A 25,833-nucleotide genomic window follows, 5' to 3' on the forward strand; every position below is an offset into this window, starting at 1 on the left:
TCCTGCAGTGAGGGTCCGGGCCGGTCAGGCGTCGTTGCGGACGAGCGTCTGGTACCGGGTGCCGACCGTCGTCGTGCCGGGTTCGCCGAGCTGCTCGGTGGGGGTGCGGTATGTCTCGGGTCCGGTGAGTGCGGCGACCGACGACAGCAGCGCGAAGCCCAGGCACATCCAGGCGACCGGGGTCCAGTTCGCGGTGTCTCCCGCCGACAGCCACTGCGCGATGGCCGGGGTGAAGCCGGCCACCAGAAGTCCGAGCATCAGGCTCACGGCCATTCCGGTGTACCGGACCTTGGCGGGGAACTGCTCGGGGAAGTACGCCGGGTACACACCGTTGGGCATCGCATAGAACAGGCCGATCAGGACGATGCCTGCCGCGAACACCATCGGCGCGCTGCCGGTTCCGATCGCGTGGAAGAACACGAACACCATGCCCGCGGCACCGACGGCGCCCGTCACGAACACCGGTTTGCGGCCGATCCGGTCGGCGAGCATTCCGAACAGCGGCTGGGTGAGGACCGCGACGAAGTTGGCGACGGCGATGGCCCACAGCATCGTGGAGCGTTCGAGCCCGGCGACCTGCACCGCGTAGGCCAGCGCGAAGACGTTGACGATGGTGTTGATCATCGCGAACGTCGCGCTGAGGCTGATCCGGATCACGGTGCGCCAGTGCGAGCGAAACATCTCGACGACGGGGATTCCCGCGGTGTCGTCGTGTTCCTTCAGTTCTTCGAAGACCTCGGGCTCGTCGAGCTTGCGACGCAGCCAGACCGCAACACCCGTCACGACGATGCTGAGCAGAAAGGGCACCCGCCAGCCCCACGAATAGAGCGCGTCGTCCGGCAGGGCGGCCACGGGAATGAATACCAGACTCGAGATGACGATGCCGAACATGATGCCGCTCATGGTGAACGAGGTGTAGAACGATCGACGGTTGTCCGGTGCATGCTCGAGAGTCAACGCGGAGGATCCTGGCGATTCGCCGCCGGCCGACAGACCCTGCAGCAGTCGCAGGAGCACCAGGATGATGGGCGCGGCGATGCCGATCTGGTCGTACGTGGGCAGGCAGCCGACGACCACGGTCGCGACACCCATGAGCAGGAGGCAGGCCAGCAGCGAATTCTTGCGCCCGTATCGGTCCCCGAGATGTCCCCACAGCACTGCGCCGAGTGGACGCGCGATGTACGCCACGCCGAGCGTCCCGATCGACAGCAGGGTCGCCGTGGCTCCTCCGCCCGGGAAGAAGATTCGCGGGAAGACCAGCGCTGCCGCGGATCCGTAGATGAAGAAGTCGTAGTACTCCAGCGTGCTGCCGAGGAATCCCGAGACGGCGGCCCGGCGGGCGTTCCCGTTCGGTTGTCCCCCGGTGTCGCGAGTGGAAGTGCTTGCCATGGTGTTCCTTTCGTCCCAAGGATCCGGTGCGCCGCGAGGCTTCCTTCGGAGGTGATCCACCTCACACGAAGTTCCGGACCGTGACGAGCGTGTCATGGCGAACTATGCGCAGTCCAGCGCAAAAAAAGTCTTAGATATAGACCGAAAATGTCCTAATCGGGCGTCGGGAGAATGTCCTCCGATACCGCGAGGGCCACCCGGAGCGCGTCGGAGACCCGACGCGGTGACCAGGCGAGTCCGTGATTCATGTAGATCGGCTCGCCGGTGAGCGGCACGAACACCGTGCCCGGGGGCGTGAGCGCGGCAATGCCCGACGTCATGAGCGCCACGCCGACACCCGTCGCCACCAGCATCAGGATCATGTACGGATCGGTGATCTCCTGCACCACGCGGGGACGGAATCCCGCATCGACGCAGGCCCGCATCGCGACCTCCTGCAATGCCGAGCCGGCCGACAGCGGTGTCGTGACGAAGCCGTCTTCGGCCAGGTCGCGCAGGTCGATCTCCGGCTCGGACGCGAGTGGGTGGTCCGCCGGGAGCACGGCCCCGAACGGCTCACGGCGGATCAACCGGGTGGACACCGAGGCCGTCTCGACGGGAAGGCCGACGAACGCGAGATCGAGTGCACCACTGTCCAATTGAGTGATGGCGTCACGGGTCATGATGCGCCCGACGAGGGTGAGTTCGATGTCGGGGTAGCGCTGCCGGAGCGCGCGGGTGAGCGGGGGCAGGGATAGGTGATTGAGCACGCCCGTGAAGCCGATCTTGATGCGGCCGTACACGCCCCCGGCGGACGCGCGGGTGGCCTGCCGCGCGATGTCGACGCTCTCGAGAATCCGGTAGGCGTGCGGCAGGAACGTGTGGCCGGCCGACGTCAGGGCGACGCTGCGGGTGCTCCGCTCGAACAGCGGCACGCCGATGTCCTTCTCGAGTTTGCGCACGGTCTGACTCAGCGGCGACTGGGCCATCTGGAGTCGCGCGGCGGCCCTGCCGAAGTGCAGTTCTTCGGCGACGGCGACGAACGCTTGCAGCCAGCGAATCTCCATCGGATTCCCTTCGGCGAGTTTGACGAGTGTGGCTCAGCCCATATATTCCAATTCATACACAGTGTGAAACGGATAATACCGATTTCGCACATAGAACAAGACTAATGCGCACACAGTCACGAGGAGAAACCACCATGGCCACGTATCCCGAGGGCGCCACCGCGCTCGTCACCGGCGGCGCGAGCGGAATCGGCGCGGCGTGCGCGAAGCGCCTCACCGGCGCCGGGGTCCGCGTCGTCACCGCCGACGTCGCCACGGGGGCCGACGAGCACCTCGACGTCACCGATGCCGACGCCGTCGAGAAACTCGCCGCCCGGCTCGGCCGCGTCGACATCCTCGTCAACAGCGCCGGCGTCGTGGGACCGTCGGTTCCACTGGTGAACGTCGACCTCGAGGACTGGCGCCGCACGTTCCGGATCAACGTCGACGGGACATTCCTCCTCTGCCGCGCGTTCGTGCCGGCCATGACCGGCGCCGGCTGGGGGCGGGTGGTGAATCTGGCGAGCATCGCGGCGAAGGACGGCAATCCCAACCAGAGCGCCTACTCGGCGTCGAAGGCGGCCGTGATCGCGCTGACGAAATCGCTCGGCAAGGAGGTCGCGCAGACCGGTGTCCTGGCCAACGTGGTGGCACCCGCCGCTGTGGAGAGCCCGATGAATGCCGGCACCGACCCGGCGATCCTCGCGCGGTCGCAGAGCCTGACCCCGATGGCCCGGATGGGACGGCCCGAGGAGATCGCCGAACTCGTCGCATGGCTGTGCTCGGAGGCGCTCAGCTTCTCGACCGGCGCCGTCTACGACGCCAGCGGTGGCCGGGCGTCGTACTAGCTCGATACTCGCTCGGCTCCAGGCCTGGTTATCGGCGGCCCGTACTCCTGCCCAGTGCCCGCCCGCCCCAGAGACCTCAGCACCGAGGACTGCCCGGCTCTGCCGTCTCCGGCCACCGGAGACATCTCAGCAGGTCCACACGTCGCGGTGACAGCGAGATCGGCGAGCTGCCTGTCGGTGTGGCTTCTGGACGACGAGGTCAGCTGCTGCCCCGCGTGAGTACGAAGTCGTATTGGGACGACCATGCTGTGGCGGGGTCGTCACTGTTTCTGTCGTAGGTGGCGATCAGCGCCTCTTTCACACCGAAGACGGCGTCGGACTCGAGGTAGCTGTCACCCTCCACGAAGGTGTGGGTCACCAGACGTTCGCAGCCCTCGGCGGTGACGAGAAAGTGCATGTGCGCGGGTCGGTACGGATGCCGCCCGAGCCGGTCGAGCAGTTGCCCCACAGGACCGTCGTCCGGGATCGGGTAAGCCGTAGGCTTGATGCCGCGGAACAGGTATCGGCCGTCTGCGCCTGTGAGGAATCGACCCCGATTGTTCCATTGGGGTTGGATGTCTGGCTGCTGAACGTCGTAGTAGCCATCCGCATTGTCCGACCAGACGTCGACGCATGCGCCCTCGATCGGATGGCCGTCGAGGTCACGGACCTGCCCCGCGAAGAGGCAGGACTCGCCTTTGCCGTCGAGGGAAATGTCATCCCCCATCTGCCGGATCGGCGCCCCCTCGACGTGGAACGGACCGAAGACGGTGTTCTCGGTGGCGCCGGTGGGCCTGCGGTGGTTGATGGCGTCGACCAGCATCGATACCCCGAGGGTGTCCGACAGCAGGATGAATTCCTGCCGCTCGGGCCCACAGATCTGTCCGGTTCGCGTCAGGAAGTCGATCGCAAGGCCCCACTCGGCCTGGGTGATACCGACATCCTTGACGAACGAGTGCAGATGTCGGACAAGGCTTTCCATCACGACGGCGGCCCGGTCACCGGCGTCGATCCCCATTCGACCGTTGACAGTGTCGACGGACTGATCCTCGGTGAAGTACGTGGTCATGCCGATCCTCCTTACGGGGTTGATTCTGGGCGGGTGCCGTCGTAGGCGTGCTGCAGCAGTCGGCGGATGGAGTCGCGGTCCAACGGGCGCGGGGACCAGTAGGGCGCGGCGAGCGCCAAGTCCGCGACACGGTCCAACTGCTCGGGCGTGACCCCCAACTCGGAGAGACGGAGGGGAGCGCCGACTTCCACTGCGAAATCGTGGAGGCCCCGGCCGGCACTCCCCCCGAACAGGTCCGCGACGGGTGAAAGGACCGTGGGTTCGGTTTCCTCCACGAAGCCGATCGTGTGCGGAAGCAGGATTGCGTGGGTCTGTGCATGAGGTAAGTCGAGCGCGCCGCCGAGGGTGTGGCACAGCTTGTGGTGGACGGACATTCCGACGCCGCCGAGGACGGTCCCGCACAACCACGCGCCGTAGAGGGCGCGATCCCGCGCGTCGTGGTCGGCAGGGTCGCTCGTCAGCTCACGCAGGGCGTCGCGCAGAGCGGCGAGGCCCTCCAGGGCCATGAGGGTGAAGATCGGGCTCCCGTCGCGCGCATATACCCCCTCGGCGGCATGTGCCATCGCGTTCAATCCGCTGGCGATGCTGAGGGGAATCGGCAACGAGTCGGTGAGGGCCGGATCGTAAACAACTGTCTCGGGCAAGATCTCGGGGCCCCGCCGCGTGGTCTTCACCCCGTTCTCGGTCTCGCCGAGGATCGGGGTCACCTCCGAGCCCGCGTATGTAGTGGGCACAGCGACCTGGGGAAGCCCGGTCCGCGCCGCGATCGCCTTGCCGAGCCCCGTGGTCGAACCGCCTCCCAGGGCGACGACGCAGTCCGCGTCGAGTTGCTCGATCTCGACCAGTGCCTGGGCGGTGACCTCGACGGGGGTGTGCATGGTGGCGCGGTCGATGACGCCGACACCGAGCGCACCCAGGTCGTCGGCGAGGCGCCCCGCACTCTCCCTCTGTTGCGCAGTCGACAGCACCACTGCCCGTCGTGCCCCCAGGCGCTCGACTTCCTCCTTCACGCCGTCGCGGGCACCTCGCCCGAAAACGATGCGCGCTGGCGATCCGCTGTGGACGAAGGGCCGCACCGCCGACTCCTGCCGGTTCACCGGTCGAGTTTGAACAACGTGGCGGCGTTGGTCCGACCGATCTTGAGCCGGTCTGCCTCGGAGATGCTGGCAGCGTCGAACCACTCGGCGGCGTGGTTGATGTTCTCGAAGGGCCAGTCGGTCGAGAACATCACGCGCTCCGAGCCGAGCTCGAGCAACAGGTCGATCAGCGTCTGGGTGCGGAAGTTACCGGAGGTCGTCACGAAAAAGTTTTCCGTGAAGTAATCGACCATGCGACGTTTCGCCGGGTAAGCGGGCGGCACGTCGACCCAGGCGTTGCGGTGGTCGATGCGCCAGAGCATCGCGGGGATGCCCTCACCCATGTGACCGAGGACGATCCGCAGGCCGGGGTGCTCGTCGAAGAGACCAGAGGCCATCAAGCGCAACGCATGGACGGCAGTCTCCTGCGCGAAGGCCCACGTCGGACCGAGCAGCCACGGGTGGCCCTCGTAGATTCGGGCGTCCTGGTTCAGCGGGTTGCGCGGGTGGAGGTAGAAGGGCACGTCGAGGCGCTCGACCTCTGCCCAGAAGGGTCGGTACCGGGGGAGGTCGTAGTAGAGGGGGGTACTGCCGCCGTCCACCGTCGCACTCTGGGAGAACCCGTTGACCAGTGCGCCGACGAAGCCCAGTTCGGTGACGCAGCGTCGCAGTTCCTCGGCGGCGGCGTCGGGGTCCTGGAGCGGCAACGCAGCGAAGCCGCGGAACCGGTCCGGGCGCTTGGCGCACTCCTCGGCGAGTACGTCGTTGGCGCGACGCGCAATGTCGATGGCGCGCTCCCGTTCGGGGATGGCTTGCACGGCAGGTGCATTGAGCGAGAGGATCATGGTTTCGATGTTGTGCTCGTCCATCAGCTTCAGGCGGACATCCTGGATGTCGAGAAGCCGCGCCTGCAACTCGTCCCAGTAGGTTCCGGGTACGAAGCCCGCGGAGTCGTTCAGCGTCTCCGGGATGGCGAAGTGCTCTTCCAGTGCGATCTTGCCCTGCATCAGTTTTCTCCTCGAGGTGTTTGTCGGTGGTGGGGGTGTCAGGCCGTGGGCGCCGGCGGCCGGGACGGCACGGGAGCGACGGCGGCGACGAGCTCCTTGGCGAGGCCTGCGAGCTCGGCGGCGTCGCGTGCGAGTCCGAAGACGTAGCCGTCGGGCCGCACGATGGCGGCGACGCACTCGTGGGCGGCGAACCATCTGGTGTACACGCCGGCGGTGTCGGAGACGGGCGCTCCGTCGAACATCGACGTGAGGCCGAAAATCACCTCTTTGCCGCCGATTTCGGTGAATGCGGTGCGGTCGCCTTCGGCGATGCCGGACAACACCTGTGGTCCGTCGGCGACGACGAGCCATCCGGTGCCGGCGATCTCGTCGAAGAGTGCGGTGGTGCTCGACGTCGACACCAGGCCCTGCGGGAACATGTCGCCGTGGTTGGCGATCAGGCCTCCCGACAACGCGGGGTATCGCAATTTGTCCGGCTTCTGGTTGGCTTTGCGCGCAGCGATCATCTGCGCGTCGCGCTGGGCGGCGAGCGCGGTGTCCCGCATCGTCTGGACCCGACCCAGTTCGATTGCCTTCTCGGTGATGTAGCGGACGTGCGGTTCACGTTCGGCTTGGTAGGTGTCGAGCAGCGAGTCGGGGTGGCCGGCGAGCACCATGTCGAGCTTCCAGGCCAGGTTCCGTGCGTCGCGGATTCCCGACACCATGCCCTGCGCCAGGAACGGCGGCATCTGGTGTGCCGCGTCGCCGGCGAGAAGAATCCGACGGTGACGCCACTGCGTGGTGATGCATGACCGGAACGTGTAGTTGGCGACGCGGACGAGCTCCGCATCCTCCGGGGTGAGATACGTCGCTACGCGTGGCCACACCTTGTCCGGGTGAACAACCTCCTCGCGATTCGCTGCGCTTTCGAGCCGGAACGAGAATCGGTGGAAGCGGGGTCCGATGTTGACGATGGCGATCGGTTCGGCGGGGTCGCAGACCTGACGGAAGGTGGGGAGGTCCGGCACGTCGCGGTTGAGCTGGAAGTCGCAGACGAGCCAGTTCTCGAAGAACCCGTAGTCGTCGAGTTCGCCGCCGGCGAACTGGCGGACGACGCCGTTCCCCCCGTCGCAGCCGACGACATAGCGGGCACGAACCAGGTACGCGCTGCCCTCGACGTCGGTGGCGCGGACGAGCACGTCGTCACCGTCCTGCTGGTCGACGGACTCGACCGTCATCCCGCGGCGGATCTCGACGGTTGGCAGGGACGTAATGAGCTCGTCGAGAACGGATTCGAGGTGGGGCTGGTACATCATGTACTGCGCCGGCCATCCGCAGCGGCCCGGGTTGTCGAACTCGATGTCCAGCAACACTTCGTCGTCGCCGTTCACCCATACGTAGCCGCGCTGGACATTGGTGCCGGGCAGCATCTTCTCCGCGACGCCGAGTTTCTGGAATGTGCGCATGGTCTCGTCGTCGAACGCGGCGGCGCGCGGCAGGTTGTACAGACCCGTGTACCTCTCGAGGACAACGACGCTCCGGCCCTGGCACCCCAGGAGCGCCGCCAGTGCCATCCCGGTAGGGCCGCTGCCGACGATCGCGACGTCGACTGCTTTTCTTCCCGCGCCCGGCGGCTGTGCGAAGGCAGACATGCCGTTATTCCTTTCGACTTTCGTGACTTCGCGTCACGTGTGATTGCAACCACACCGTACGAGTTCATGATTAGTAAAGTCAATGCACAGTAGTGAATCGGTTCTCCATCACCCTCAACCGTTCGTCGAGCCATAAGGTGGTTTCCCGTGACGACCTCCGCGGATTCCGATCCCACTGCAGATGCCGAACGCGCCGGCCCCCGTCAAGGCATTCAGTCGGTGGAGCTCGCCATGACTGTCATCGAGGCCCTCGAAAGCGGACTCGGCCCCATGAGCCTCACGCAGATCGCGAACGCCTCCGGGATGGCCGCGAGCAAGGTTCACCGCTACCTGGTCAGCCTGGGTCGCGCAGGGCTCGTCGTGCAGTCTCACCGATCCGGGCTCTACGACTTCGGACCGGCGATGCGTCGACTGGGCATCGAATCACTGCGCCGCATGGACGAGGTCGGCGTGGCGTCGGAACATCTCCCCGACTTGCGTGATCGCACCGGGCACGCCGTCAATCTCGCGGTATGGGGCGACCACGGTCCCGTCCTCGTGCGCTGGGACTACGGCGCGCACGCACTCCCGATCACGATCCGGGTGGGAGCGACAATGCCGCTGCTCACCTCCGCGATCGGACGCGTCTACCTGGCCCATCTGCCGGCCACGATGACTACATCCATCGTGGAGACCGAACTCGAGACACTCGGCACGAACGCGCCAAGCAAGAGCGACGTGGCTCGGCTACGGGCCACCGTGCTCGAGCAGGGTGTAGCAACCATCTCGGGCGAGGTGATCCCGGGCGTCATGTCGGTCGCAGCACCAGTCTTCCCGGCCGGTCAGTCAATTCCCCTGGCAGTGGCGGTGGCACTTCCGTCGTCGCTCGGTGACACAGCCACGGTCGCCGAGGTGACGCTGGAACTGCTGCGCACGACGAAGGCGATCTCGGAGGACTACGGCAGCGTCGGCGGAGCGGCCGGTGGCCCAATCGCCTGAGCGATTCCATCGCTCCTCACGGGACCAGGCATGCCCGGACAGGGATTCACTATTGCGGAATTCATTTCGCTATGTTCAAATGTGACTCGCGTCATAACGTGTTGTGTCAGATCTGTGACGAGTGCGGCACCGAGGTTGGACCGTTGTGAACGGTCCAACGGGTGGCTGCCAATCGTGAACGCACGCACCCCGCTGCGGTGCCATCGCCCTCTTCTCGACAGGAGCGTCCCCATGAGTCGCGCACCCACTCTTCCCCGCTCGGATCGCCTGTCTGGCGCCACCCGCACACTGTTAGCGGTCACCTGGCTCGTAGCGACCCTCGAGGGCTTCGACCTCGCGATCTACGGCGCCACCCTCCCAGTGCTCCTCCAGACGCCCTCGCTCGGCATGGACCGTAGCGAGGCAGGAACCATCGGCTCGCTCGTCGGCGTCGGCATGCTCATCGGAGCCGCCTTGGCCGGCGCAATCGTTCACCGCATCGGCCCCCGACGGCTCCTGGTTGGATCGATCGCCGTCTTCACCGTCGGCATGCTTGTCTCAACCTTCGCGTACAGCGCCGAAGCGTTCGGCTTCGGACGTCTCGTCGTCGGACTCGGTCTGGGCGTCGTTCTTCCGACCCTCAACGCGTACGTAGCCGACCTCAGCGCACCGCGGCGCCGCAGCCGACACATCGGACTGATGATGAGCGGGTACGCCATCGGAGCGCTCGCCGCACCCCTGCTCGGCGCCGCATTGCTTCCGGAGGTCTCGTTCCGCTGGCTCTACCTGATCGGTGTCGTCATCCCACTCGTCGCACTCCCATTGGTCTTCCGCCTTCCGGAGAGCCCATTCCACCTGCGCCTCATCGGACGCGGCGCGGAGGCCGCCGAGATCGAGACCCGCTACGGCCTTCCCTCGAGCCACGTCGCCAACGAGCAGGCCGGCCGACTCTTCGGCCTCGGCCCGCTGCTCACACGCCGACTCGCCCCCACCACCCTGCTGTTCTGGGCCATGTCCTTCTGCGGCCTCCTGCTCGTATTCGGCATCAGCGCATGGCTGCCCTCGATCATGCAGGCCGCCGGCTACTCTCTCGGGTCTGCCCTGCTCCAGACCGCAGCCATGTGGCTCGGTGTGTTCGTCGGCGTCATCGCGGCCGGCCCCGTCGCGGACCGTTTCGGACCGCGCATCGTCGTCGTGACCGCGTTCCTCACCGGAACTGTCAGCCTGGTCCTCATGAGTCTTCAGCCGCCGACGTTCCTGCTCTTCCTGCTCATGTTCGTCAGCGGATTCGGGTTCATCGGCTCCCAGATCCTCGCCAACGCCTACATCCTGTCCGTCTACGACCCCGAGAACCGCAGCAGTGGTCTCGCCTGGGCCCTGTCGGTCGGCCGCCTCGGAGCCATCGCGGGCCCGACCCTCGGCGCATTCGTGCTCGACCATGCGAACGGCGTCGACGGGAACTTCTACAGCTTCGCCATCGTGGGTCTGCTCGGCGCGCTGACCGCAGTACTCGTTCCGCGGCGCGAGTCGCGCATTGATCCGGTCCACGGCGACGCGATGCCGGCCACCAGATTGGCGGATGCTCAGAATCACTCCCGGCGCTGAACGATTTTCTACACAAGGGGTCACAGAACAGGAGCGCGCAAATGCCCAGCATCGACCTACCCGGAGCAAGACTGCACTACCGCACCGTCGGAAGCGGCAAACCCTTGGTTCTCGTCCACGGCTCGGCCACAGACATGACCACGTGGGACGGCGTCATCGACAACCTGGCCTCCGACCATCGCGTCACCGTCTACGATCGCCGCGGATACGGACAGTCCGAGCACAGGCCCGTCCGTGATCACCGTATCCATGCTCGAGATCTCTGCGCCGTCCTCGAGCAAGCCGTGGGAGAGCCGGCGAAGGTGCTTGGATGGAGTTCCGGCGGAAACATTGTGCTGGCATCCGCCACCGTTCGCCCGGATCTGTTCTCCGAGCTGGTCGTTGTCGAAGCCCCATTTCACGGACTGCGGCACGCCGACCGGGCGGTGCTCGCGACCGCAGTTCGCCTGAAACTGCTTCAATTGCGCGGCCACCCGCAGGAGGCGACGGAGGTGTTCTTCCGGTTCGCCACCGCCCTACAGTCCGGTGACAACAGCTACGACCTCGCCGACGACAGCCTCCGGAACGACATTCTCCGCAACGCCACACCGGTTCTGGCCGAATGGGACCCGCACCCTTTCGGAGTCATGGCCGAGCACATCTCGGTTCGCGCCGTGGTGAAACTGCCGATGCCGATCACGTGGGTCCTCGGCTCGGAAAGTTCACCGTGGATGACCGGACTGCACACGCGAGTACAGCGCCGGCGACCGGACATCGACATCGTTGTCATCAATGGCGCCGGACACCTGATCCACCTCGACTGCCCTGCCGAGTTCGTGGCCGCCGTCCGTGGAGAACCGACTCGAACCGACCACACTGCCCACACCGGCGACGGTTCATGAGTACGACCGCTCAGCGGCGAGAGGCGATCCGACGTCCGTCAAGTTGTCGATGCAATTGACTTGACCTGCGGTAGTCAACTATTCGCGGCCTACAGGCGTTCGTCGAAGGTTATCGGCTATCCACAGCCGCGGCCTCGGCGCCTGTCGATGGATCAAAGCCAACGCGGCGGTTCCCCGACTTCGCCGTCGATGTTCATGCCGACGGCACCGCGCCCGGCGGCCCACCGCACGACGGCGGCGAGGGGCCCGGACACCTTCTCGGTGGGTGGTGAATCCGTCTGCACCGCAACCGGTTCACCTCCGTCGACCGCGAGCACGAGGCCGGCGCCGAGGTCCTTCTTTTGCCACATTCCGACGATGTCGGTGAGCAGCGACTCGAGGACCACGTCGGGGAAGTCGCCGAACCGGCCGCCGTTGCCGAGGTCCACGGCGTGGATCCAGACTTCCCGGGTGCGCATCCACGCCGTCTCCGACACCGGCACCAGACGGCCCTGCGCGGTGCGGACCTGCGCCTCCCACGCCGAGGCGGGCAGGTGACGCCACTTCTCGTCGAGGCGGGCGACGGTGTGGTCGAACAGGTTCCGTAGCGCCGCCGCCGGCAGGGTGGCGCCCTCGGCGATCTCCCGGCCCCGCTGCTCCGGCGAGGCATACATCGGGGTCTCGATCCCGGTGGCCGCCCAGTCCAGCAGCCGGCACAACGCGGCCGCGTTGTAGCCGACGTGCGCGAGCAGATGCGCCCGCGACCACCCCGCCAACCCGGTCGGCTCGGACAGCTGCTCGTCGGACAGTTCGGCGAGGCGTTGCGCGAAGTACGCGGTGCCGCGGCGGGCGATCAGCAACCGCTCGGCCAGGGGAAGATCGTTAAAACCCACCGGGTGCACCCCTACTTGACGATCGTCGTGTTGCGGACGGTGCCCAGGCCCTCGATGGTGACCTCGACGGTCTGCCCGTCCTGAATGTAGAGACCGGGCTTACGGGCGTGCCCCACCCCGCCCGGGGTGCCGGTGATCACCACGTCACCGGGCTGCAGCGTCACGATGTGCGAGATGTACTCCACCAGCCTGGCCGGGGTGAACACCAGATCGTCGGTGGTGGTGGACTGCACCACCTGCCCCTCCAATTTCGTGACCAGGGTGCCGCCGAACGTGTACGAGTCAGTGGTGGTCAGGAACGGCCCGAAGCCGCTGGTCTTCTCGAACGTCTTGCCCTGATCCCACTGCAACGTCCGGTACTGGTAGTCGCGCATCGTGTAGTCGTTCATCACCGAATACCCGGCGATGTACTGCTCGGCGTCGGCCTCGGGCACCTGGTACGCCTGTTTGCCGACGACGAACGCCAACTCTCCCTCCCAATCCAACTGCGCGGCGGCATACGACGGGACGATCACGTCGTCGTACGGGCCGGTGAGGGCTTCCTTGAACTTCGCGAACAGGGTCGGGTACTCGGGCAGATCCCGGCCCATCTCCTGGATGTGGTTGGCGTAGTTCAAACCGACGCAGATGATCTTCCCCGGGTTCGGGACCACCGGGGCGTAATCGGCCCCGTCGAGATTCACGACGTCACCGGACGCATTCTGCGCGACCGTCGCCCAGTCCGGGTCGGTCAGCAGCGCGGACAGGTCCGGGTATCGGTCGATGATCGTTGCGGTGGTGTCGGAATCGACGCGGACGGCGACGGTGGCACCGTTGCGGCGCAGGGTGGCAAGCTTCATGGGATTTCAGGCTCCTTCGGAGATGTACGTGCGATCAAAGTGCAGGCGCTCGACGATGGGGGCGTCGGAGAACGCGAACAGGTCGAACTCGGTGTCGGCCTCGATCGACCACTCCGTCCAGGACGGGACGACGATCATGTCGCCGGTGGCCACGGTGCGGGCCTGGCCGCCGAGGACGAACCGCCCGGAACCGTCGAACACCTGGTAGACGGTGGATCCGACGTCGCGGCGGGGCCGGGTGCGGGCGCCGGCGCGCAGGCGGTGGAACTCGGCGCGGATGGTGGGCATCACGTCGCCGCCGGTGGTCGGGTTGGTGTAGCGGACCGCGGCATGACCGGGTTCGGTGGTCGCCGCATACCCCTCGTCCTCCAATTGCAGTTGCTCGCGCAGCGCGGCGTCGGTGTGCTCCCACCGGTACGCCGCGATCGGCGAGGACGTCTTCGCGTCCAACCCGACCAGCGGTCGCAGCCCCGGATGCGCCCACAACCGTTCCGACCGGGACACGTCCGGGGTGGAGTCGTCGGTGACGTTCTCGGACCCGAATTCGAAGAACCCGGTGTCGGTGTAATGCACGAACGGGATGTCCAGGCCGTCGATCCAGGCCATCGGCTGATCGGTTTCGTTGTGGTGGCCGTGGAAATGCCAGCCCGGGGTCAGCAGGAAGTCGCCGCGCCGCATCGCGACCGGATCCCCGTTGACGACCGTCCACACCCCCTCGCCCTCGACGACGAACCGGAACGCGTTCTGCGCATGCCGGTGCTCGGGGGCCACCTCCTTCGGGCCCAGATACTGGATGGCCGCCCACAACGTCGGCGTCACATACGGCACCCCACCCAGGCCGGGGTTCGCCAGGGCGATCGCCCGCCGCTCCCCACCACGGCCGACCGGCACCAAATCCCCGGCCCGCTGCGCCAACGGATACAACGTCGACCACTTCCACACGAACGGCACCGCCCGCGACGTCGGCGTCATCGGCATCAGACCACCGAGCTGGGTCCACAACGGATTCAGGTGCTCGGCCTCGAAATCGGTATAGAGCTGCTTCAGCTCCGGAGCGTCGTCGACGTACGGTTCGGTAGCGGTCATGGCGTCGACGCTAGGAGGGCCGGCGTCCCAGCCGATAGATAATTCTTCTGTGCAGAAACCTTGTCAGGGTTCGAGGTCGGCGATGTCCACCTCGAGTTCGCGGATCGCGTTCTTGATCTGCGACACCAGCGGTCCCTGCGAGTGCTGCCGGAAGCGGGTGATCGGCACGGCCACCGTCAGCGCCCCGACGGCCGTGCGAGCCCGGTTCCGGATCGCGACACCGAACGCCGCGACCCCTTCCTCGGTCTGCTGCACGTTGACGGCGAATCCGACGGCGCGGGCGGCGGACAACTCCCGCCAGAACCGCTCGAACTCGTCGGCAGGCAGGCGGCGGTCACCCCACTCACGGTCGTCGTCGGCCAGATCCACGGGCCGCAGGTACAGCTGCTCGAGGGTCTCCCTCGGCAGTTCCGCCAGCAGAATGCGCCCTCCCGCAGTCAATTCCGCGTCGAGCACCTGCCCCTGACGGTCGCCGACGCGCAACATTCCCGTCGACTCGGCGGACGACAGGAAGCGCGCCTGGGTGCCGACGCGGATCACGAGGTTGACGGTCTCGCCGCACAGGATCGCGAGGGCTTCCATGTGGGGCCTGCAGAGGTCGTTGAACTCGCGCGTCCACCCGCGCTGGGCCGGGCCGGCGCCCATCGCCGACCCGGGGTGGTACATGCGTTTCTCGTCCTGAACGGCGAACCCCCGGTACACCAGCATCGCCAGCAGCCGGTGCGCGGTGGACGGCGCGATGCCGAGTTCCTCCGCAGCGTCCTTGAGCCGCAGCCCGCCTACGTCGCGCAGCATCTGCAGCAGGCGCAACGCGTTGTCGACGGACTCCAACATGTACGTCGGCTTTTCGATCGTTCGCTTCTTCTGCACAGCAGAACTTTATTGCACGGGAGCTGTGCGCCGCATCACCCTCGATTCATGCCCTTCACTGCCACCACTACGGTGCCGCCGACGAACCGTGTCGGATTGGACCGCAACGCCGCGATCGCCGTCGTCGTCTGCTGGCTCTTCGTGGTCTTCGACGGCTACGACCTCATCGTCTACGGCAACGTCATCCCGAGCCTGCAGAAGGAGTGGGGCATCAGCGCCGCGACCGCGGGCACGCTCGGCAGCCTCGCATTCCTCGGGATGATGATCGGCGCGGTGCTCGCGGGACGCCTCTCCGACGGGGTGGGACGCAAGCGTGCGGTGATCGGATGCGCGATCGTCCTGTCCGTGTTCACCGCGCTGTGTGCGCTGGCGACCGGACCCGTCATGTTCGGCGCGTTGCGTCTGATCGCCGGACTCGGCCTGGGCGGCCTCGTGCCCACCTCCAATGCGCTTGCCGCGGAACTGATACCTGCGAAGTGGCGCGCCGCGGTGGCCACGATGATGATGTCCGGTGTTCCCATCGGCGGTTCGATCGCGGCGCTGCTCGGCATCCCCGTCATCCCGAACTGGGGTTGGCAGCCGATGTTCGCCTTCGCGCTCGTCCCGCTGATCCTGCTGGTGCCGATCGCGTGGAAGACGCTGCCCGACCACACTGCCGCGGTGACGTCGACGGAGGTGCGGCCGGCAACCGGCTTCAGCGCACTGCTGGGTACCCGGTTCCGTTCCGTCAGCATCATGTTCGCGCTCGCCACGGTGGTCACCCTGCTCGCCTGGTACGGCCTCGGCACGTGGCTGCCCAAACTCATGCAGGGCGAGGGCACCGATCTCGGCAGCGCGCTCACGTTCGCCCTCGCGCTGAACCTCGGCGCCGTCGCGGGCTCGTTCGTCACCGCGTGGGGCGGCGTCCGGTTCGGCACGATCCCCACGAGCGTCGTCGCCGCACTCCTCGCGGGTCTCGCCCTGCTGACGTTGCTCACCGCCCCACCGGTGGCGCTGGTCTACGTCATCTTCGTGCTCGCCGGCGTCGGGACACACGGAACCCAGTGCCTCATCATCGCCGCGGTCGCGTCCTACTACCCCGATTATCTGCGGGGCACGGCCCTCGGCTGGGCGCTCGGCGTCGGCCGCGTCGGAGCCGTCGCCGCACCGCAGATCGGTGGCTTGCTCCTTGCCGCCGGACTCGGCGCGGATTCCAACTTCATCCTCTTCGGCGTCAGCGCGCTCGTCGCCGCACTGCTGCTCACCGTGATCTGGCGACGCTTCCCCTCCCCCACGTGAGTGTTGCGGTGTGCCCCGGCACGCATTGCCACTCACCTGCCCCGAACGCTCGAAACGAAGGAACTGTCATGTCGAATCTGCAGGACGCACGCATCATCATCGCCGGAGGCGGGATCGGCGGCGCGGCCAACGCCCTGGCCCTCGCGCAGAAGGGCGCGAACGTCACGCTGTTCGAACGTGCCTCCGAGTTCGGGGAAGTCGGCGCCGGACTGCAGGTCGGACCACACGGCGCCCGCATCCTCGACTCCTGGGGCGTGCTCGACGACGTTCTCTCCCGGGCGTTCCTGCCGAAGAACATCGTGTTCCGCGACGCGATCACGGCGGAGGTGCTCACCAAGATCGACCTCGGCTCCGAGTTCCGCGGCCGCTACGGCGGACCGTATTTCGTGACCCATCGCAGCGACCTGCACGCGACACTCGTCGACGCCGCACGTGCGGCGGGCGCCGAACTGCACACGGGCGTCACCGTCACCGACGTGATCACCGAGGGTGACAAGGCGATCGTCAGCACCGACGACGGCCGCACCCACGAAGCGGACATCGCGCTCGGCATGGACGGCCTCAAATCGCGTCTGCGTGAGAAGATCTCCGGCGACGAACCCGTGTCGTCCGGCTACGCCGCCTACCGGGGCACCACCCCGTACCGGGACGTGGAACTCGACGAGGACATCGAGGACGTGGTCGGCTACATCGGACCGCGGTGCCACTTCATCCAGTACCCGCTGCGCGGCGGCGAGATGCTCAACCAGGTCGCGGTGTTCGAATCGCCCGGTTTCAAGAACGGAATCGAGAACTGGGGTGGACCCGAGGAACTCGAACAGGCCTACGCGCACTGCCACGAGAACGTCCGCCGCGGGATCGACTACCTGTGGAAGGATCGTTGGTGGCCGATGTACGACCGCGAGCCGATCGAGAACTGGGTGGACGGGCGGATGATCCTGCTCGGCGACGCAGCGCACCCGCCACTGCAGTACCTGGCCTCGGGAGCTGTGATGGCGATCGAGGACGCCAAGTGCCTCGCCGACTATGCCGCCGAAGACTTCTCCACGGGCGGAAACTCCGCGTGGCCGCAGATCCTGAAGGAGGTCAACACCGAACGCGCACCGCGCTGCAACCGCATCCTCACCACCGGACGCATGTGGGGCGAGCTGTGGCACCTCGACGGCACCGCCCGCATCGCGCGCAACGAACTGTTCCGCACCCGCGACACGTCGAGCTACAAGTACACCGACTGGCTGTGGGGGTATTCGTCCGATCGCGCGTCATAACCGCTTCTCTGCCGGAATGGTTCGGCAGACTGGGAGGGTGACCCTCAACCTGGTGCAGACCCGTGTGTGGCGCGATGGCGAGTGCGTCGGCAAGGATTTTCCGCTTGCCGACGTGTCCGAACAGGTGAAGGACGAGAATGCGCTCGTGTGGGTCGACCTGTGCGATCCCGACCACGAGTGCCTGGCCGAGCTTGCGGCCGAGTGGTCGCTCGATCCGAACGCCATCGAGGATGCCGTTGCCCGCGGTGAGCGGCCGAAGGCGACGCGCTATGCGGGCCATGCGTTCGTGACGGCGTACGCCACCTGGTTCGAGACCGACGACGTCAGCACTCTCGGCGTCCTCGATTCTCGGCTTCGGCTCAGCCGCGTCTCCGCGTTCGTGGTGTCGAACGGGATCATCACGGTGCGGCGGGACGATCGATTCGACATGTCGCAGGTGGTGGAGCGCTGGGAGGAGGACCCCGCACTGCTCACACCGGGTTCCGGCGCACTCGCGCTCCTGCACGGACTGCTCGACGCCATCGTGGACGGGCAGTTCGAGACGATCGAGACGATCGACGACGCGATCGAAGCGCTCGAGGAGGGCTTGTTCGACGAGTCCGCGCGGACCCGGGAGATTCAGCAGCGCACGTACCGGCTGCGGAAGGAACTGGTGCAACTGCGTCGCGTCGTGCTGCCGATGCGGGAGGTGGTGGGCGCCGTCATGCGCGGGCGCGCCGAATCAGGACGCGACAAGTCACCGGTTCTCGACAGCTTGTACACCGATCTCTACGACCACGTGACGCGCGCCGCGGAGTGGACGGAGTCGTTGCGCGACATGGTGGTGACCGTCTTCGAGACGAATCTGTCGCTCCAGGATGCCCGGCTCAACACCGTCATGAAGAAGCTCACCGGTTGGGCGGCCATCATCGCGGTTCCCACCGCGGTGACGGGGTGGTTCGGTCAGAACGTCTTGTTTCCCGGAGTGGGGCAGCTGTCGGGGATGATCGCCAGCACCATCGTGATCGTGACGTCGGCCAGCCTGCTCTACATCCTGTTCCGCCGACGCGACTGGCTGTAGTCGGGACGGACACGCCCTCAGGGCGCCGTCTTCGCTCCTGGTGACCCGGTCTCGCCCGCGGGAACGGCGGCGGCCTCGGTCATCAGGCGGGTGATCTCGGCACGGTCGGCGTCACCGGGCAGCCCCCAGCCCAGCCGGTAACCGTAGAGGTCGGCGAGCGTGATCGAATGCCGGTTGCCGTCCGCGACCTCGACGTCCGACGCGGTGATCAGGCCGGGGTGCGCGACACCACACGCCTCGGCCACCTTGAATACGTCCCGGCGCAACGCCCTCAGGTAGTTCGCGGCCCGGACTGATTTGATGCCGGCGTCGAGTCCGTGTGCGAGCCAGGGGTTTTGCGTCGCAACACCCGTCGGGCACCGATCGGTGTGGCACTTCTGCGCCTGGATGCACCCGACCGCGAGCATTGGCTCACGCGCCACATTGATCAGGTCGCATCCGAGCGACATCGCCGCCACGGCATTGTCGGGCAGGCCCAGCTTGCCCGAGCCTATGAACGTGATGCCGTCGGTCAAACCGGCTTCCGCGAACTTGGCGTACACGCGCGCGAAGCCGCTACGGAACGGCAGCGAGACTGCGTCGGTGAACACCAGCGGTGCCGCGCCGGTACCGCCCTCACCCCCGTCGATGGTCACGAAGTCGACACCCCGCCCGGAGTTGCTCATCGCCTCGACGAGCAGGTCCCAGAACGTCGGGTCACCGACCGCGGACTTGATCCCGACCGGCAGCCCCGTCTCGGCGGCGAGGAGCTCCACCCAGTCGAGCATGCTGTCGACGTCACGGAAGGCCGTGTGCCGGGACGGGCTGATGCAGTCACGGCCCTCCGGTACGCCTCTGATCTCGGCAATCTCCGGTGTCACCTTCGCCCCCGGCAGGAGACCGCCGAGGCCCGGTTTCGCGCCCTGGCTGAGTTTGATCTCGATGGCCCGTACCGGCGCCGACTCGACCAGCGCCCGAAGCCGCGCCAGGTCGAACCGGCCGTCCTCGTCACGGCAGCCGAAATACGCGGTCCCGATCTGGAAGATCAGGTCTGCGCCGTTCCGGTGGTATCGGGAGATTCCTCCTTCGCCGGTGTTGTGCAGGCAATCGGTGGCAGCGGCACCACGGTTCAGAGCGACCACGGCCGCCGACGACAGTGCCCCGAAACTCATCCCCGAGATGTTCACGATGGAGCGCGGGCGGAAGGCATGCGCCCGGCCGCGGGCGGCACCGAGCACCTTCGCCGACGGAATCGCGAGATGTTCGTCTGCATGCGGCATCGCCGAGGGAGGAATCTCCGAGAACGTCCGGTGCTTGATGATGGTGTAGCCGTCGGTGAACTCGATGTCGTTGTCCGTACCGAACCCGAACGTGTCGGTCACCCGCTTCGACGACGCGTACACCCAGCGACGCTGATCCCGGGTGAAGGGACGTTCCTCGTCGTTGCCGGTCGTAATGTACTGCCGAAGTTCCGGGCCGAGCGACTCGAGCAGATAACGTCCGTGCCCGACCACGGGAAAATTCCGGAGTAGCGCGTGACGTCGCTGAACAAGGTCGTACGACGCGATCGCAGCCGCGGCGGCAGCCGGAATCGCCAGGGCGTTCCACCGCTTCATGAATTCACCGTACGCGCGCGCCGCCACTCGGATCGGCTCCTCGCGCCAATTTCACCCCGGCACGGACCCCGGAGTGGGAGCCTCCTGCGACACCGCAAGCAGCACCCGCAGATTGTCGGTGACCACCCGAGCGGAGATGCTCGGATCGATGGCGCGCTGAATACCCAGTCCGACACCGAGACTGAGGATGCTGCCTGCCGCATCCTCCGCGGGCACGGGCAACACGACCCCGAGTGAGTCGGTGAACGACTTCAGCAGTGTCACCGTGATCTCCCGGGCCACCCCGAGAGTGGCGGTGAGTGCGTCGCGGAGTTCGGGATCGTGCCGGGACAGCACGATCAGCTCGAACTCCAGCATGGTCCAACCGACGTCGCCGAGTGTCTTCTCCGCCCAGGCCTGGAACGCCTCGAGCCGCTCCTCCATCGTGTCGCCGCCGCCGAGCGCCTCGGCGATCTCCTGCCCCTTGGTGGCGTGGATGAGCCCCAGCACCTCGAGGCACAGTTCCTTCTTGTTCTTGAAGTTGGAGTACACCGCACCCTTGGAATAGCCGGCCTCGTCGGCCACTTTCTCGAGCGATGTGGCCGCGTACCCGTCGGCCAGGAAGAGGTCGCGGGCAGTCGCGACGAGATGCGCCCGTGTGCGCGCCTGGCTCTCCGACCTGGTCAATCGCGCCATGCTCACCCTTTCTCCGAAGCCAATGCGAGAATATTCTAATTTTCATATACCGCCGGTATCTGGTTTCTGCTAGCTTCTAGATATGACTTCGAGTGACATACAACCCAGCCGCGGACTGGTGATCGGGTGCGGCGGCACGCTCGGCGCGGCCTGGACCGTGGCGGCCCTGGTCGCCGTGAGCGACGCGCTGGGCTGGGACCCGCGCGACGCCGACGTACTCGCGGGCACGTCCGCGGGCGCCGAACTCGTCACCATGCTGGGCGGCGGGGCGGGCGTCGACGAACTGCTCGCGATGCAGCTCGGTGGGCTCACCCACCCGGCGCTCGACGGGCACCTCGCCGCCGCACCGGGACGGTTCCCGCCGCTCCCCGGACCGGGCCTCGGTTCGCCCGGCTTGTTGCGCCGCGGGCTCCCACCCCTGACCGCCGCGAGCGGCCTCCTCCCCCACGGCCGCGGCGATGCCGCGTGGCTCGACCGGCTCGCCCAGCGGTTCACCTGCCACTCCGGTTGGGTGCGCCACCCCGCGACGTGGCTGGTGAGTATGGACTACGACACGGGAGAGCGCATCGCATTCGGCTCACCCGGTGCACCGACCGCCACCCTGTCCGAGGCGCTGCGGGCGTCGTGGGCGATTCCCGGCTGGTATCCGCCGGTCCCCATCGGCGGCCGCCGGTGCGTCGACGGCGGTGCGGCGTCCACCGCATCCGCCGACCTGGTGCTGCCCCTCGAACTCGACGAGGTGATCGTGCTGGCACCGATGGCGTCGACGGGCCGCATCGCCGGCCGCGGGGCGGCCCGCGTCGAACGCCTGATGCTGCGGAACTGGATGAGTTCCGGACTGGACGCCGAGATCGCGAAGCTGGAGGCGGCCGGCACCCGGGTGATCCGGCTCGACGCGACCGCCGAGGACCTCGCCGTCATGGGTCCGAACTTCATGGACGGACGGCGCCGGCTCGCCACCCTCGAACATTCCCTCGTCACCACCCGCGCTCAGCTCGCGAACGGAGTACGCGCATGACGCATTACGACATTCTGATCGTCGGTGCCGGGATCTCCGGCATCGGAGCAGCAATTCGCCTGAAGCAGAGCGGAATCGACAACTTCGCCATCCTCGAGAAGGGTGACGCGCTGGGCGGGACCTGGCGCGACAACACCTACCCGGGTTGTGCGTGCGACGTCCCCTCCGCGCTGTACTCCTACTCGTTCGCACCCAACCGGGAGTGGTCGCGGTTGTTCGCCGGACAGGATGAGATCCGCCGGTACATCGAGCGCACCGCCGCCGAACACGGGGTCCCCGCACACGTGAAGTTCGGCACCGAGATGCAGCGCGCCCAGTGGAGCGAACAGAGCAGGCGGTGGACGGTGGACACGTCCGCAGGCACGTTCACCGCCAACGCCGTCATCGCCGCCGCCGGACCCTGGAACGAACCGCTCGTTCCCACCGTCCCCGGACTCGACACCTTCACCGGCGAGGTGTTCCATTCCTCCCGCTGGAATCACACCTACGACCTCACGGGCAAACGCGTCGCCGTCGTCGGAACCGGTGCATCCGCAGTGCAATTCGTCCCGGCGATCCAGCCGACGGTCGAGTCGCTGCATCTCTACCAGCGCACCGCGCAGTGGGTGCTACCGAAACCGGATCACACGCTGCCCGGTGTCGAGCGCGCGATCCTGCGCCGCGTACCGGGTGCGATCCGCGCCCTGCGACGCGTCGAGTACGCGATCATGGAATCGCTCGGACTCGGTTTCCGGCACCCGTGGATCCTGCGGGTGATCCAGCAGGTCGGCAAGGCGCAACTCCGCGCACAGGTACGCGATCCGAAGCTGCGCAAGGCCTTGACCCCCGACTACACGCTCGGCTGCAAGCGACTACTGCTGTCGAACACCTACTACCCCGCACTCACCCGCCCCAACGTCGAGGTGCACGCCAACGCCGTTGAGTCGGTGCGCGGGAACGTCGTCGTCGGCAGCGACGGCGCCGAACGGGAAGTGGACGCCATCATCTTCGGCACCGGGTTCCACATCCTCGACATGCCGATCGGTTCCAAGGTGTTCGACGGCGACGGCCGCAGCCTCGACGATCACTGGAAGGGCAGCCCGCAGGCCTACCTCGGCACCACCGTCGCGGGCTTCCCCAATGCGTTCGTCCTCCTCGGACCCGCGCTGGGCACCGGCCACACGTCGGCGTTCATGATCCTCGAGGCGCAACTCGACTACCTGATCCAGGCCGTCACCGCGGCTCGGAGCAACGGGTGGACCAGGATGGAACCGCGCCGGGAAGTGCAGGACGCGTTCAACGCCCAGGTGCAGGAAGCCCTGGCCACCACCGTCTACAACGCCGGTGGCTGCCAGAGCTACTTCCTCGACGTCAACGGCCGCAACAGCTTCAACTGGCCGTGGTCGACCGACCGCATGCGGCAGCGGCTCGGCCGGTTCGACGAGGCGGCGTACGACGTCTCGCGTGAGCCGGCGTCGGCTACAGCGACTTCGCGATGATTCCCTTCATCACCTCGTTGGCGCCCGCGTAGATCTTCTGGACGCGGGCGTCCTCGTACATCCGGGCGATCAGGTACTCACGCATGTACCCGTACCCGCCGTGCAACTGCACGCACCGGTCGATCACCGCGCACTGCTGCTCGGTGAGCCAGTACTTGACCATCGCCGCCTCGGACGGGTCCAGTTCCCCGCGCAGGTGCGCCTCGATGCAATGGTCCAGGAACACCGCACACGTGCGGGCGATGGTCTGGCACTCGGCGAGCTCGAACGCCGTGTTCTGGAACTCGAACAGACTGTGCCCGAACGCCTGCCGCGACCTCGTGTACGCAACGGTGTCCTCCACCGCACGAGTCATCGCCCCGGACGCCTGCGCGCCGATGATCAACCGCTCCTGCACCAGCTGCGCCATCAGCTGCCCGAAACCCTGCCCCTCCTCACCGAGCAGGTTCGACACCGGCACCCGCACATCGGTGAACGACAACTCCGACGTGTCGGCGCCGTGCTGACCGACCTTGTCCAACACCCGCCCGACGGCGAACCCGGGGCAGTCCCGCAGATCCACGATCAGCAGCGCCACCCCCTTGGCGCCGGCCTTCGGGTCGGTCTTGACCGCCAGCACGATCATGTCGGCGGACGCGCCGTTGGTGATGAACGTCTTCGACCCGTTGACGACGTACTCGTCGCCGTCCCGGATCGCGGTGGTCTTGATCGCCTTGAGGTCCGAGCCGGCGCCGGGCTCGGTCATGCCGATGGCGCCGAGGATCTCCCCGGTCGCCATCGACGGCAGCCAGGTCCTCTTCTGCTCCTCGGTGCCGTACTCGAGGAGGTAGTGCGCGACGATCCCCGAATGCACCGAGATGCCGAGCGCGAGGTCGCCGGCATAGCCCTGGGCCTCGAACACGGCGAGGTCGTGGGCGAACGTGCCGCCACCGCCGCCGTACTCCTCCGGGATCGAGCAGCACAGCAACCCCAGCTCGCCGGCCGCGAGCCACACCGCACGGTCGATGCGGTGCTGGGCGTCCCACTTCTCGTTGTGCGCGACCACCTCGCGTTCGAAGAACCCGACCGCGAGCTCGGACAGGGCCTTCACCTCGTCGTCGTGCCACGACGGGATGTGCTTCTTCATCGTCTGCCTCGGTTCTAGATGCGCCGGAAGAGTGCGGCGAGGGCCTGGCCGCCGCCGATGCACATGGTGACGATGCCGAGTTCGAGGTCGCGGCGCACGAGGTCCTTCGCCAGGCGCAGGCTCAGGATCGCGCCGGTCGCCCCGACCGGGTGACCCAGCGCGATCGCGCCGCCGTACGGGTTGGTCTTCTCCGGGTTCAGCTTCGCGTCCCGGATCACGGCGACGGCCTGCGACGCGAACGCCTCGTTCAGCTCGATCACGTCGATGTCGCCGGGGGTGGTGCCGGTCTGCTCGAACAGATTCGCCAGCGCCAGCACGGGGGCGTACCCCATCAGAGCCGGGTCCATCGCCGCGGTCGCGACGGCCTCGAGCGTGACCAGCCCGGTCAGGCCCTTCTCCTGCGCGGCGGACTGCGTGGCCAGCACCAGGGCCGCGGCGCCGTCGTTGATACCGGACGCGTTGCCCGCGGTCACCGACCCGCCCTCCTCGAACGCCGGCCGCAGCTTCGCCAGGGTCTCGAGGGTGGTGTCGGGCTTGGGGTGCTCGTCGACGTCGATCGTCTTCGGGCGGCGGCCCCCGATCTCGACGGGGGTGATCTCCTCGGCGAACGCGGCCTTCGCGGCCTCGGAGGCGGCGCGGCGCTGGGATTCGACGGCGAACTCGTCCTGCTGCTGCCGGCTGACGTCGTACTTGCGGGCGACGGCCTCGGCGGTGCGGCCCATATGCACGCCACCGAACGGGTCGGTCAGGATCGCGACCGTGCCGTCCACGAGTGTGCGGTCGCCGAGCTTGTAGCCGGAGCGGGCGGAGAAGTCGTAGAACGGCATCCGCGACATGCTCTCGTCACCGCCGGCGAGGGCGAAGTTCACCCCGCCCCAGCGCATCTGCTGCGCCGCCGACCACACCGCCTGCAGACCGGACCCGCACAGCCGGTTGACGGTGTACGCGGGGGTCCTCTCCGGAAGTCCCGCGGCCAGGGCCACGCGGCGGGCGTTGTAGGCGTCCGGTCCGACCTGACCGATGCAGCCCATCACCACCTCGTCGATGTCCTCTCCCGGCACCCCGGCACGCTCCAGCGCGGCCTTGACGGCGGTGGCACCCAGTTCGTGGGCGGGCACGTCCTTGAACGCACCACCGAAGCTGCCGATCGGGGTCCTCGCGCCGTCGACTACCACGATCGGTTCAGGAGAATTCATGACGT

At 67.1% G+C, this 25,833-nt stretch carries 23 protein-coding genes; 9 read left to right on the forward strand and 14 right to left on the reverse strand.

The annotated features are described in order from the left end of the window. Window positions 1-24: 24 nt before the first annotated feature. On the reverse strand, window positions 25-1,389 hold the full coding sequence (locus tag RHA1_RS09005; RefSeq protein WP_011594772.1) for an MFS transporter: 1,365 nt from the start codon (window positions 1,387-1,389) through the stop codon (window positions 25-27). Window positions 1,390-1,541: 152 nt separating this feature from the next. Then, a complete protein-coding gene (locus RHA1_RS09010; protein ID WP_005252314.1) occupies window positions 1,542-2,435 on the reverse strand; it encodes a LysR family transcriptional regulator in 894 nt (297 codons plus the stop codon). Window positions 2,436-2,569: 134 nt separating this feature from the next. Between RHA1_RS09010 and RHA1_RS09015 the strand changes: the two genes are divergently transcribed. Further along, on the forward strand, window positions 2,570-3,262 hold the full coding sequence (locus tag RHA1_RS09015; RefSeq protein WP_011594773.1) for an SDR family NAD(P)-dependent oxidoreductase: 693 nt from the start codon (window positions 2,570-2,572) through the stop codon (window positions 3,260-3,262). A gap of 199 nt (window positions 3,263-3,461) precedes the next feature. On the opposite strand, the gene RHA1_RS09020 is transcribed toward RHA1_RS09015, so the two are convergent. The 4 genes from RHA1_RS09020 to RHA1_RS09035 are packed head-to-tail and all read right to left on the reverse strand — an operon-like array spanning window position 3,462 to window position 8,024. Then, window positions 3,462-4,310 carry a dioxygenase family protein gene (locus RHA1_RS09020; RefSeq protein ID WP_011594774.1) on the reverse strand — a complete coding sequence of 283 codons (849 nt, stop codon included), beginning with the start codon at window positions 4,308-4,310 and terminating at the stop codon, window positions 3,462-3,464. 11 nt (window positions 4,311-4,321) lie between these two features. Then, window positions 4,322-5,407 (reverse strand): maleylacetate reductase, encoded by a 1,086-nt coding sequence (locus RHA1_RS09025; RefSeq protein ID WP_272942752.1) that lies wholly within the window; start codon window positions 5,405-5,407, stop codon window positions 4,322-4,324. After that, window positions 5,404-6,393 (reverse strand): gamma-resorcylate decarboxylase, encoded by a 990-nt coding sequence (tsdA, locus tag RHA1_RS09030; RefSeq protein WP_011594776.1) that lies wholly within the window; start codon window positions 6,391-6,393, stop codon window positions 5,404-5,406. The genes RHA1_RS09025 and tsdA overlap by 4 nt, the downstream gene beginning before the upstream one ends. A 38-nt stretch (window positions 6,394-6,431) precedes the next feature. Next, window positions 6,432-8,024 carry a bifunctional 3-(3-hydroxy-phenyl)propionate/3-hydroxycinnamic acid hydroxylase gene (locus RHA1_RS09035; RefSeq protein ID WP_011594777.1) on the reverse strand — a complete coding sequence of 531 codons (1,593 nt, stop codon included), beginning with the start codon at window positions 8,022-8,024 and terminating at the stop codon, window positions 6,432-6,434. Window positions 8,025-8,171: 147 nt separating this feature from the next. Here RHA1_RS09035 and RHA1_RS09040 point away from each other — a divergent pair, with 147 nt between their 5' ends. From RHA1_RS09040 to RHA1_RS09050, 3 genes are all read left to right on the forward strand, one after another. Continuing rightward, window positions 8,172-9,002 carry an IclR family transcriptional regulator gene (locus RHA1_RS09040; RefSeq protein ID WP_011594778.1) on the forward strand — a complete coding sequence of 277 codons (831 nt, stop codon included), beginning with the start codon at window positions 8,172-8,174 and terminating at the stop codon, window positions 9,000-9,002. A gap of 231 nt (window positions 9,003-9,233) precedes the next feature. Further along, entirely contained in the window at window positions 9,234-10,586 is a 1,353-nt protein-coding gene (locus RHA1_RS09045) for an MFS transporter (RefSeq protein WP_041811289.1), read from the forward strand. A 41-nt stretch (window positions 10,587-10,627) separates the two neighbouring features. Beyond that, window positions 10,628-11,467, forward strand: coding sequence for an alpha/beta fold hydrolase (locus tag RHA1_RS09050; protein WP_011594780.1), 840 nt, complete (start codon window positions 10,628-10,630; stop codon window positions 11,465-11,467). Between the two features lie 152 nt (window positions 11,468-11,619). On the opposite strand, the gene RHA1_RS09055 is transcribed toward RHA1_RS09050, so the two are convergent. From RHA1_RS09055 to RHA1_RS09070, 4 genes are all read right to left on the reverse strand, one after another. Continuing rightward, the gene (locus RHA1_RS09055; protein ID WP_011594781.1) at window positions 11,620-12,339 is read right to left on the reverse strand and encodes a maleylpyruvate isomerase family mycothiol-dependent enzyme; all 720 of its coding nucleotides are present in this window, start codon (window positions 12,337-12,339) and stop codon (window positions 11,620-11,622) included. Between the two features lie 11 nt (window positions 12,340-12,350). Then, complete coding sequence (locus RHA1_RS09060) at window positions 12,351-13,178, reverse strand: fumarylacetoacetate hydrolase family protein (protein WP_011594782.1); 828 nt, start codon at window positions 13,176-13,178, stop codon at window positions 12,351-12,353. A gap of 6 nt (window positions 13,179-13,184) precedes the next feature. Then, window positions 13,185-14,264, reverse strand: a complete 1,080-nt coding sequence (locus RHA1_RS09065) for a cupin domain-containing protein (RefSeq protein WP_011594783.1) — start codon at window positions 14,262-14,264, stop codon at window positions 13,185-13,187. A 63-nt stretch (window positions 14,265-14,327) separates the two neighbouring features. After that, entirely contained in the window at window positions 14,328-15,134 is an 807-nt protein-coding gene (locus RHA1_RS09070; protein ID WP_016882855.1) for an IclR family transcriptional regulator, read from the reverse strand. 48 nt (window positions 15,135-15,182) lie between these two features. Between RHA1_RS09070 and RHA1_RS09075 the strand changes: the two genes are divergently transcribed. The 3 genes from RHA1_RS09075 to RHA1_RS09085 all read left to right on the forward strand — a co-directional run bounded on the left by RHA1_RS09075 (window position 15,183) and on the right by RHA1_RS09085 (window position 18,740). Beyond that, a complete protein-coding gene (locus tag RHA1_RS09075; RefSeq protein ID WP_050787271.1) occupies window positions 15,183-16,412 on the forward strand; it encodes an MFS transporter in 1,230 nt (409 codons plus the stop codon). Window positions 16,413-16,480: 68 nt separating this feature from the next. After that, window positions 16,481-17,680 (forward strand): FAD-dependent monooxygenase, encoded by a 1,200-nt coding sequence (locus RHA1_RS09080; protein WP_011594786.1) that lies wholly within the window; start codon window positions 16,481-16,483, stop codon window positions 17,678-17,680. 37 nt (window positions 17,681-17,717) lie between these two features. After that, window positions 17,718-18,740 carry a magnesium transporter CorA family protein gene (locus tag RHA1_RS09085; protein WP_009474571.1) on the forward strand — a complete coding sequence of 341 codons (1,023 nt, stop codon included), beginning with the start codon at window positions 17,718-17,720 and terminating at the stop codon, window positions 18,738-18,740. Window positions 18,741-18,757: 17 nt separating this feature from the next. Here RHA1_RS09085 and RHA1_RS09090 read toward each other — a convergent pair whose 3' ends face one another. Both RHA1_RS09090 and RHA1_RS09095 read right to left on the reverse strand, forming a co-directional pair. After that, window positions 18,758-20,335 carry an FMN-binding glutamate synthase family protein gene (locus RHA1_RS09090; RefSeq protein WP_237724096.1) on the reverse strand — a complete coding sequence of 526 codons (1,578 nt, stop codon included), beginning with the start codon at window positions 20,333-20,335 and terminating at the stop codon, window positions 18,758-18,760. A gap of 51 nt (window positions 20,336-20,386) precedes the next feature. Continuing rightward, window positions 20,387-21,010: a TetR/AcrR family transcriptional regulator gene (locus tag RHA1_RS09095; protein ID WP_011594789.1), complete on the reverse strand. Its 624-nt coding sequence runs from the start codon at window positions 21,008-21,010 to the stop codon at window positions 20,387-20,389. 82 nt (window positions 21,011-21,092) lie between these two features. On the opposite strand from RHA1_RS09095, the gene RHA1_RS09100 reads away from it, so the two are divergent. Further along, window positions 21,093-22,028, forward strand: coding sequence for a patatin-like phospholipase family protein (locus RHA1_RS09100; RefSeq protein ID WP_011594790.1), 936 nt, complete (start codon window positions 21,093-21,095; stop codon window positions 22,026-22,028). Further along, window positions 22,025-23,506 carry a flavin-containing monooxygenase gene (locus tag RHA1_RS09105; protein ID WP_011594791.1) on the forward strand — a complete coding sequence of 494 codons (1,482 nt, stop codon included), beginning with the start codon at window positions 22,025-22,027 and terminating at the stop codon, window positions 23,504-23,506. The genes RHA1_RS09100 and RHA1_RS09105 overlap by 4 nt, the downstream gene beginning before the upstream one ends. On the opposite strand, the gene RHA1_RS09110 is transcribed toward RHA1_RS09105, so the two are convergent. Beyond that, window positions 23,487-24,632 carry an acyl-CoA dehydrogenase family protein gene (locus tag RHA1_RS09110; protein ID WP_011594792.1) on the reverse strand — a complete coding sequence of 382 codons (1,146 nt, stop codon included), beginning with the start codon at window positions 24,630-24,632 and terminating at the stop codon, window positions 23,487-23,489. The two genes, RHA1_RS09105 and RHA1_RS09110, sit on opposite strands and share 20 nt — an antisense overlap. A 14-nt stretch (window positions 24,633-24,646) precedes the next feature. After that, the gene (locus RHA1_RS09115; RefSeq protein ID WP_011594793.1) at window positions 24,647-25,828 is read right to left on the reverse strand and encodes a thiolase family protein; all 1,182 of its coding nucleotides are present in this window, start codon (window positions 25,826-25,828) and stop codon (window positions 24,647-24,649) included. Window positions 25,829-25,833: the final 5 nt, after the last annotated feature.

Origin of the sequence: Rhodococcus jostii RHA1 (assembly GCF_000014565.1) — a bacterium.
In the GTDB taxonomy this organism is placed as follows: domain Bacteria; phylum Actinomycetota; class Actinomycetes; order Mycobacteriales; family Mycobacteriaceae; genus Rhodococcus_F; species Rhodococcus_F jostii_A.

What these genes read in the sequence shown, in the direction of transcription:
- RHA1_RS09005 (WP_011594772.1), bottom strand. Translation starts at nt 1,389, where the DNA reads ATGGCAAGCACTTCCACTCGCGACACCGGGGGACAACCGAACGGGAAC.
- RHA1_RS09010 (WP_005252314.1), bottom strand. Translation starts at nt 2,435, where the DNA reads ATGGAGATTCGCTGGCTGCAAGCGTTCGTCGCCGTCGCCGAAGAACTG.
- RHA1_RS09015 (WP_011594773.1), top strand. Translation starts at nt 2,570, where the DNA reads ATGGCCACGTATCCCGAGGGCGCCACCGCGCTCGTCACCGGCGGCGCG.
- RHA1_RS09020 (WP_011594774.1), bottom strand. Translation starts at nt 4,310, where the DNA reads ATGACCACGTACTTCACCGAGGATCAGTCCGTCGACACTGTCAACGGT.
- tsdA (WP_011594776.1), bottom strand. Translation starts at nt 6,393, where the DNA reads ATGCAGGGCAAGATCGCACTGGAAGAGCACTTCGCCATCCCGGAGACG.
- RHA1_RS09035 (WP_011594777.1), bottom strand. Translation starts at nt 8,024, where the DNA reads ATGTCTGCCTTCGCACAGCCGCCGGGCGCGGGAAGAAAAGCAGTCGAC.
- RHA1_RS09045 (WP_041811289.1), top strand. Translation starts at nt 9,234, where the DNA reads ATGAGTCGCGCACCCACTCTTCCCCGCTCGGATCGCCTGTCTGGCGCC.
- RHA1_RS09050 (WP_011594780.1), top strand. Translation starts at nt 10,628, where the DNA reads ATGCCCAGCATCGACCTACCCGGAGCAAGACTGCACTACCGCACCGTC.
- RHA1_RS09060 (WP_011594782.1), bottom strand. Translation starts at nt 13,178, where the DNA reads ATGAAGCTTGCCACCCTGCGCCGCAACGGTGCCACCGTCGCCGTCCGC.
- RHA1_RS09065 (WP_011594783.1), bottom strand. Translation starts at nt 14,264, where the DNA reads ATGACCGCTACCGAACCGTACGTCGACGACGCTCCGGAGCTGAAGCAG.
- RHA1_RS09075 (WP_050787271.1), top strand. Translation starts at nt 15,183, where the DNA reads ATGCCCTTCACTGCCACCACTACGGTGCCGCCGACGAACCGTGTCGGA.
- RHA1_RS09080 (WP_011594786.1), top strand. Translation starts at nt 16,481, where the DNA reads ATGTCGAATCTGCAGGACGCACGCATCATCATCGCCGGAGGCGGGATC.
- RHA1_RS09090 (WP_237724096.1), bottom strand. Translation starts at nt 20,335, where the DNA reads ATGAAGCGGTGGAACGCCCTGGCGATTCCGGCTGCCGCCGCGGCTGCG.
- RHA1_RS09095 (WP_011594789.1), bottom strand. Translation starts at nt 21,010, where the DNA reads ATGGCGCGATTGACCAGGTCGGAGAGCCAGGCGCGCACACGGGCGCAT.
- RHA1_RS09100 (WP_011594790.1), top strand. Translation starts at nt 21,093, where the DNA reads ATGACTTCGAGTGACATACAACCCAGCCGCGGACTGGTGATCGGGTGC.
- RHA1_RS09105 (WP_011594791.1), top strand. Translation starts at nt 22,025, where the DNA reads ATGACGCATTACGACATTCTGATCGTCGGTGCCGGGATCTCCGGCATC.
- RHA1_RS09110 (WP_011594792.1), bottom strand. Translation starts at nt 24,632, where the DNA reads ATGAAGAAGCACATCCCGTCGTGGCACGACGACGAGGTGAAGGCCCTG.
- RHA1_RS09115 (WP_011594793.1), bottom strand. Translation starts at nt 25,828, where the DNA reads ATGAATTCTCCTGAACCGATCGTGGTAGTCGACGGCGCGAGGACCCCG.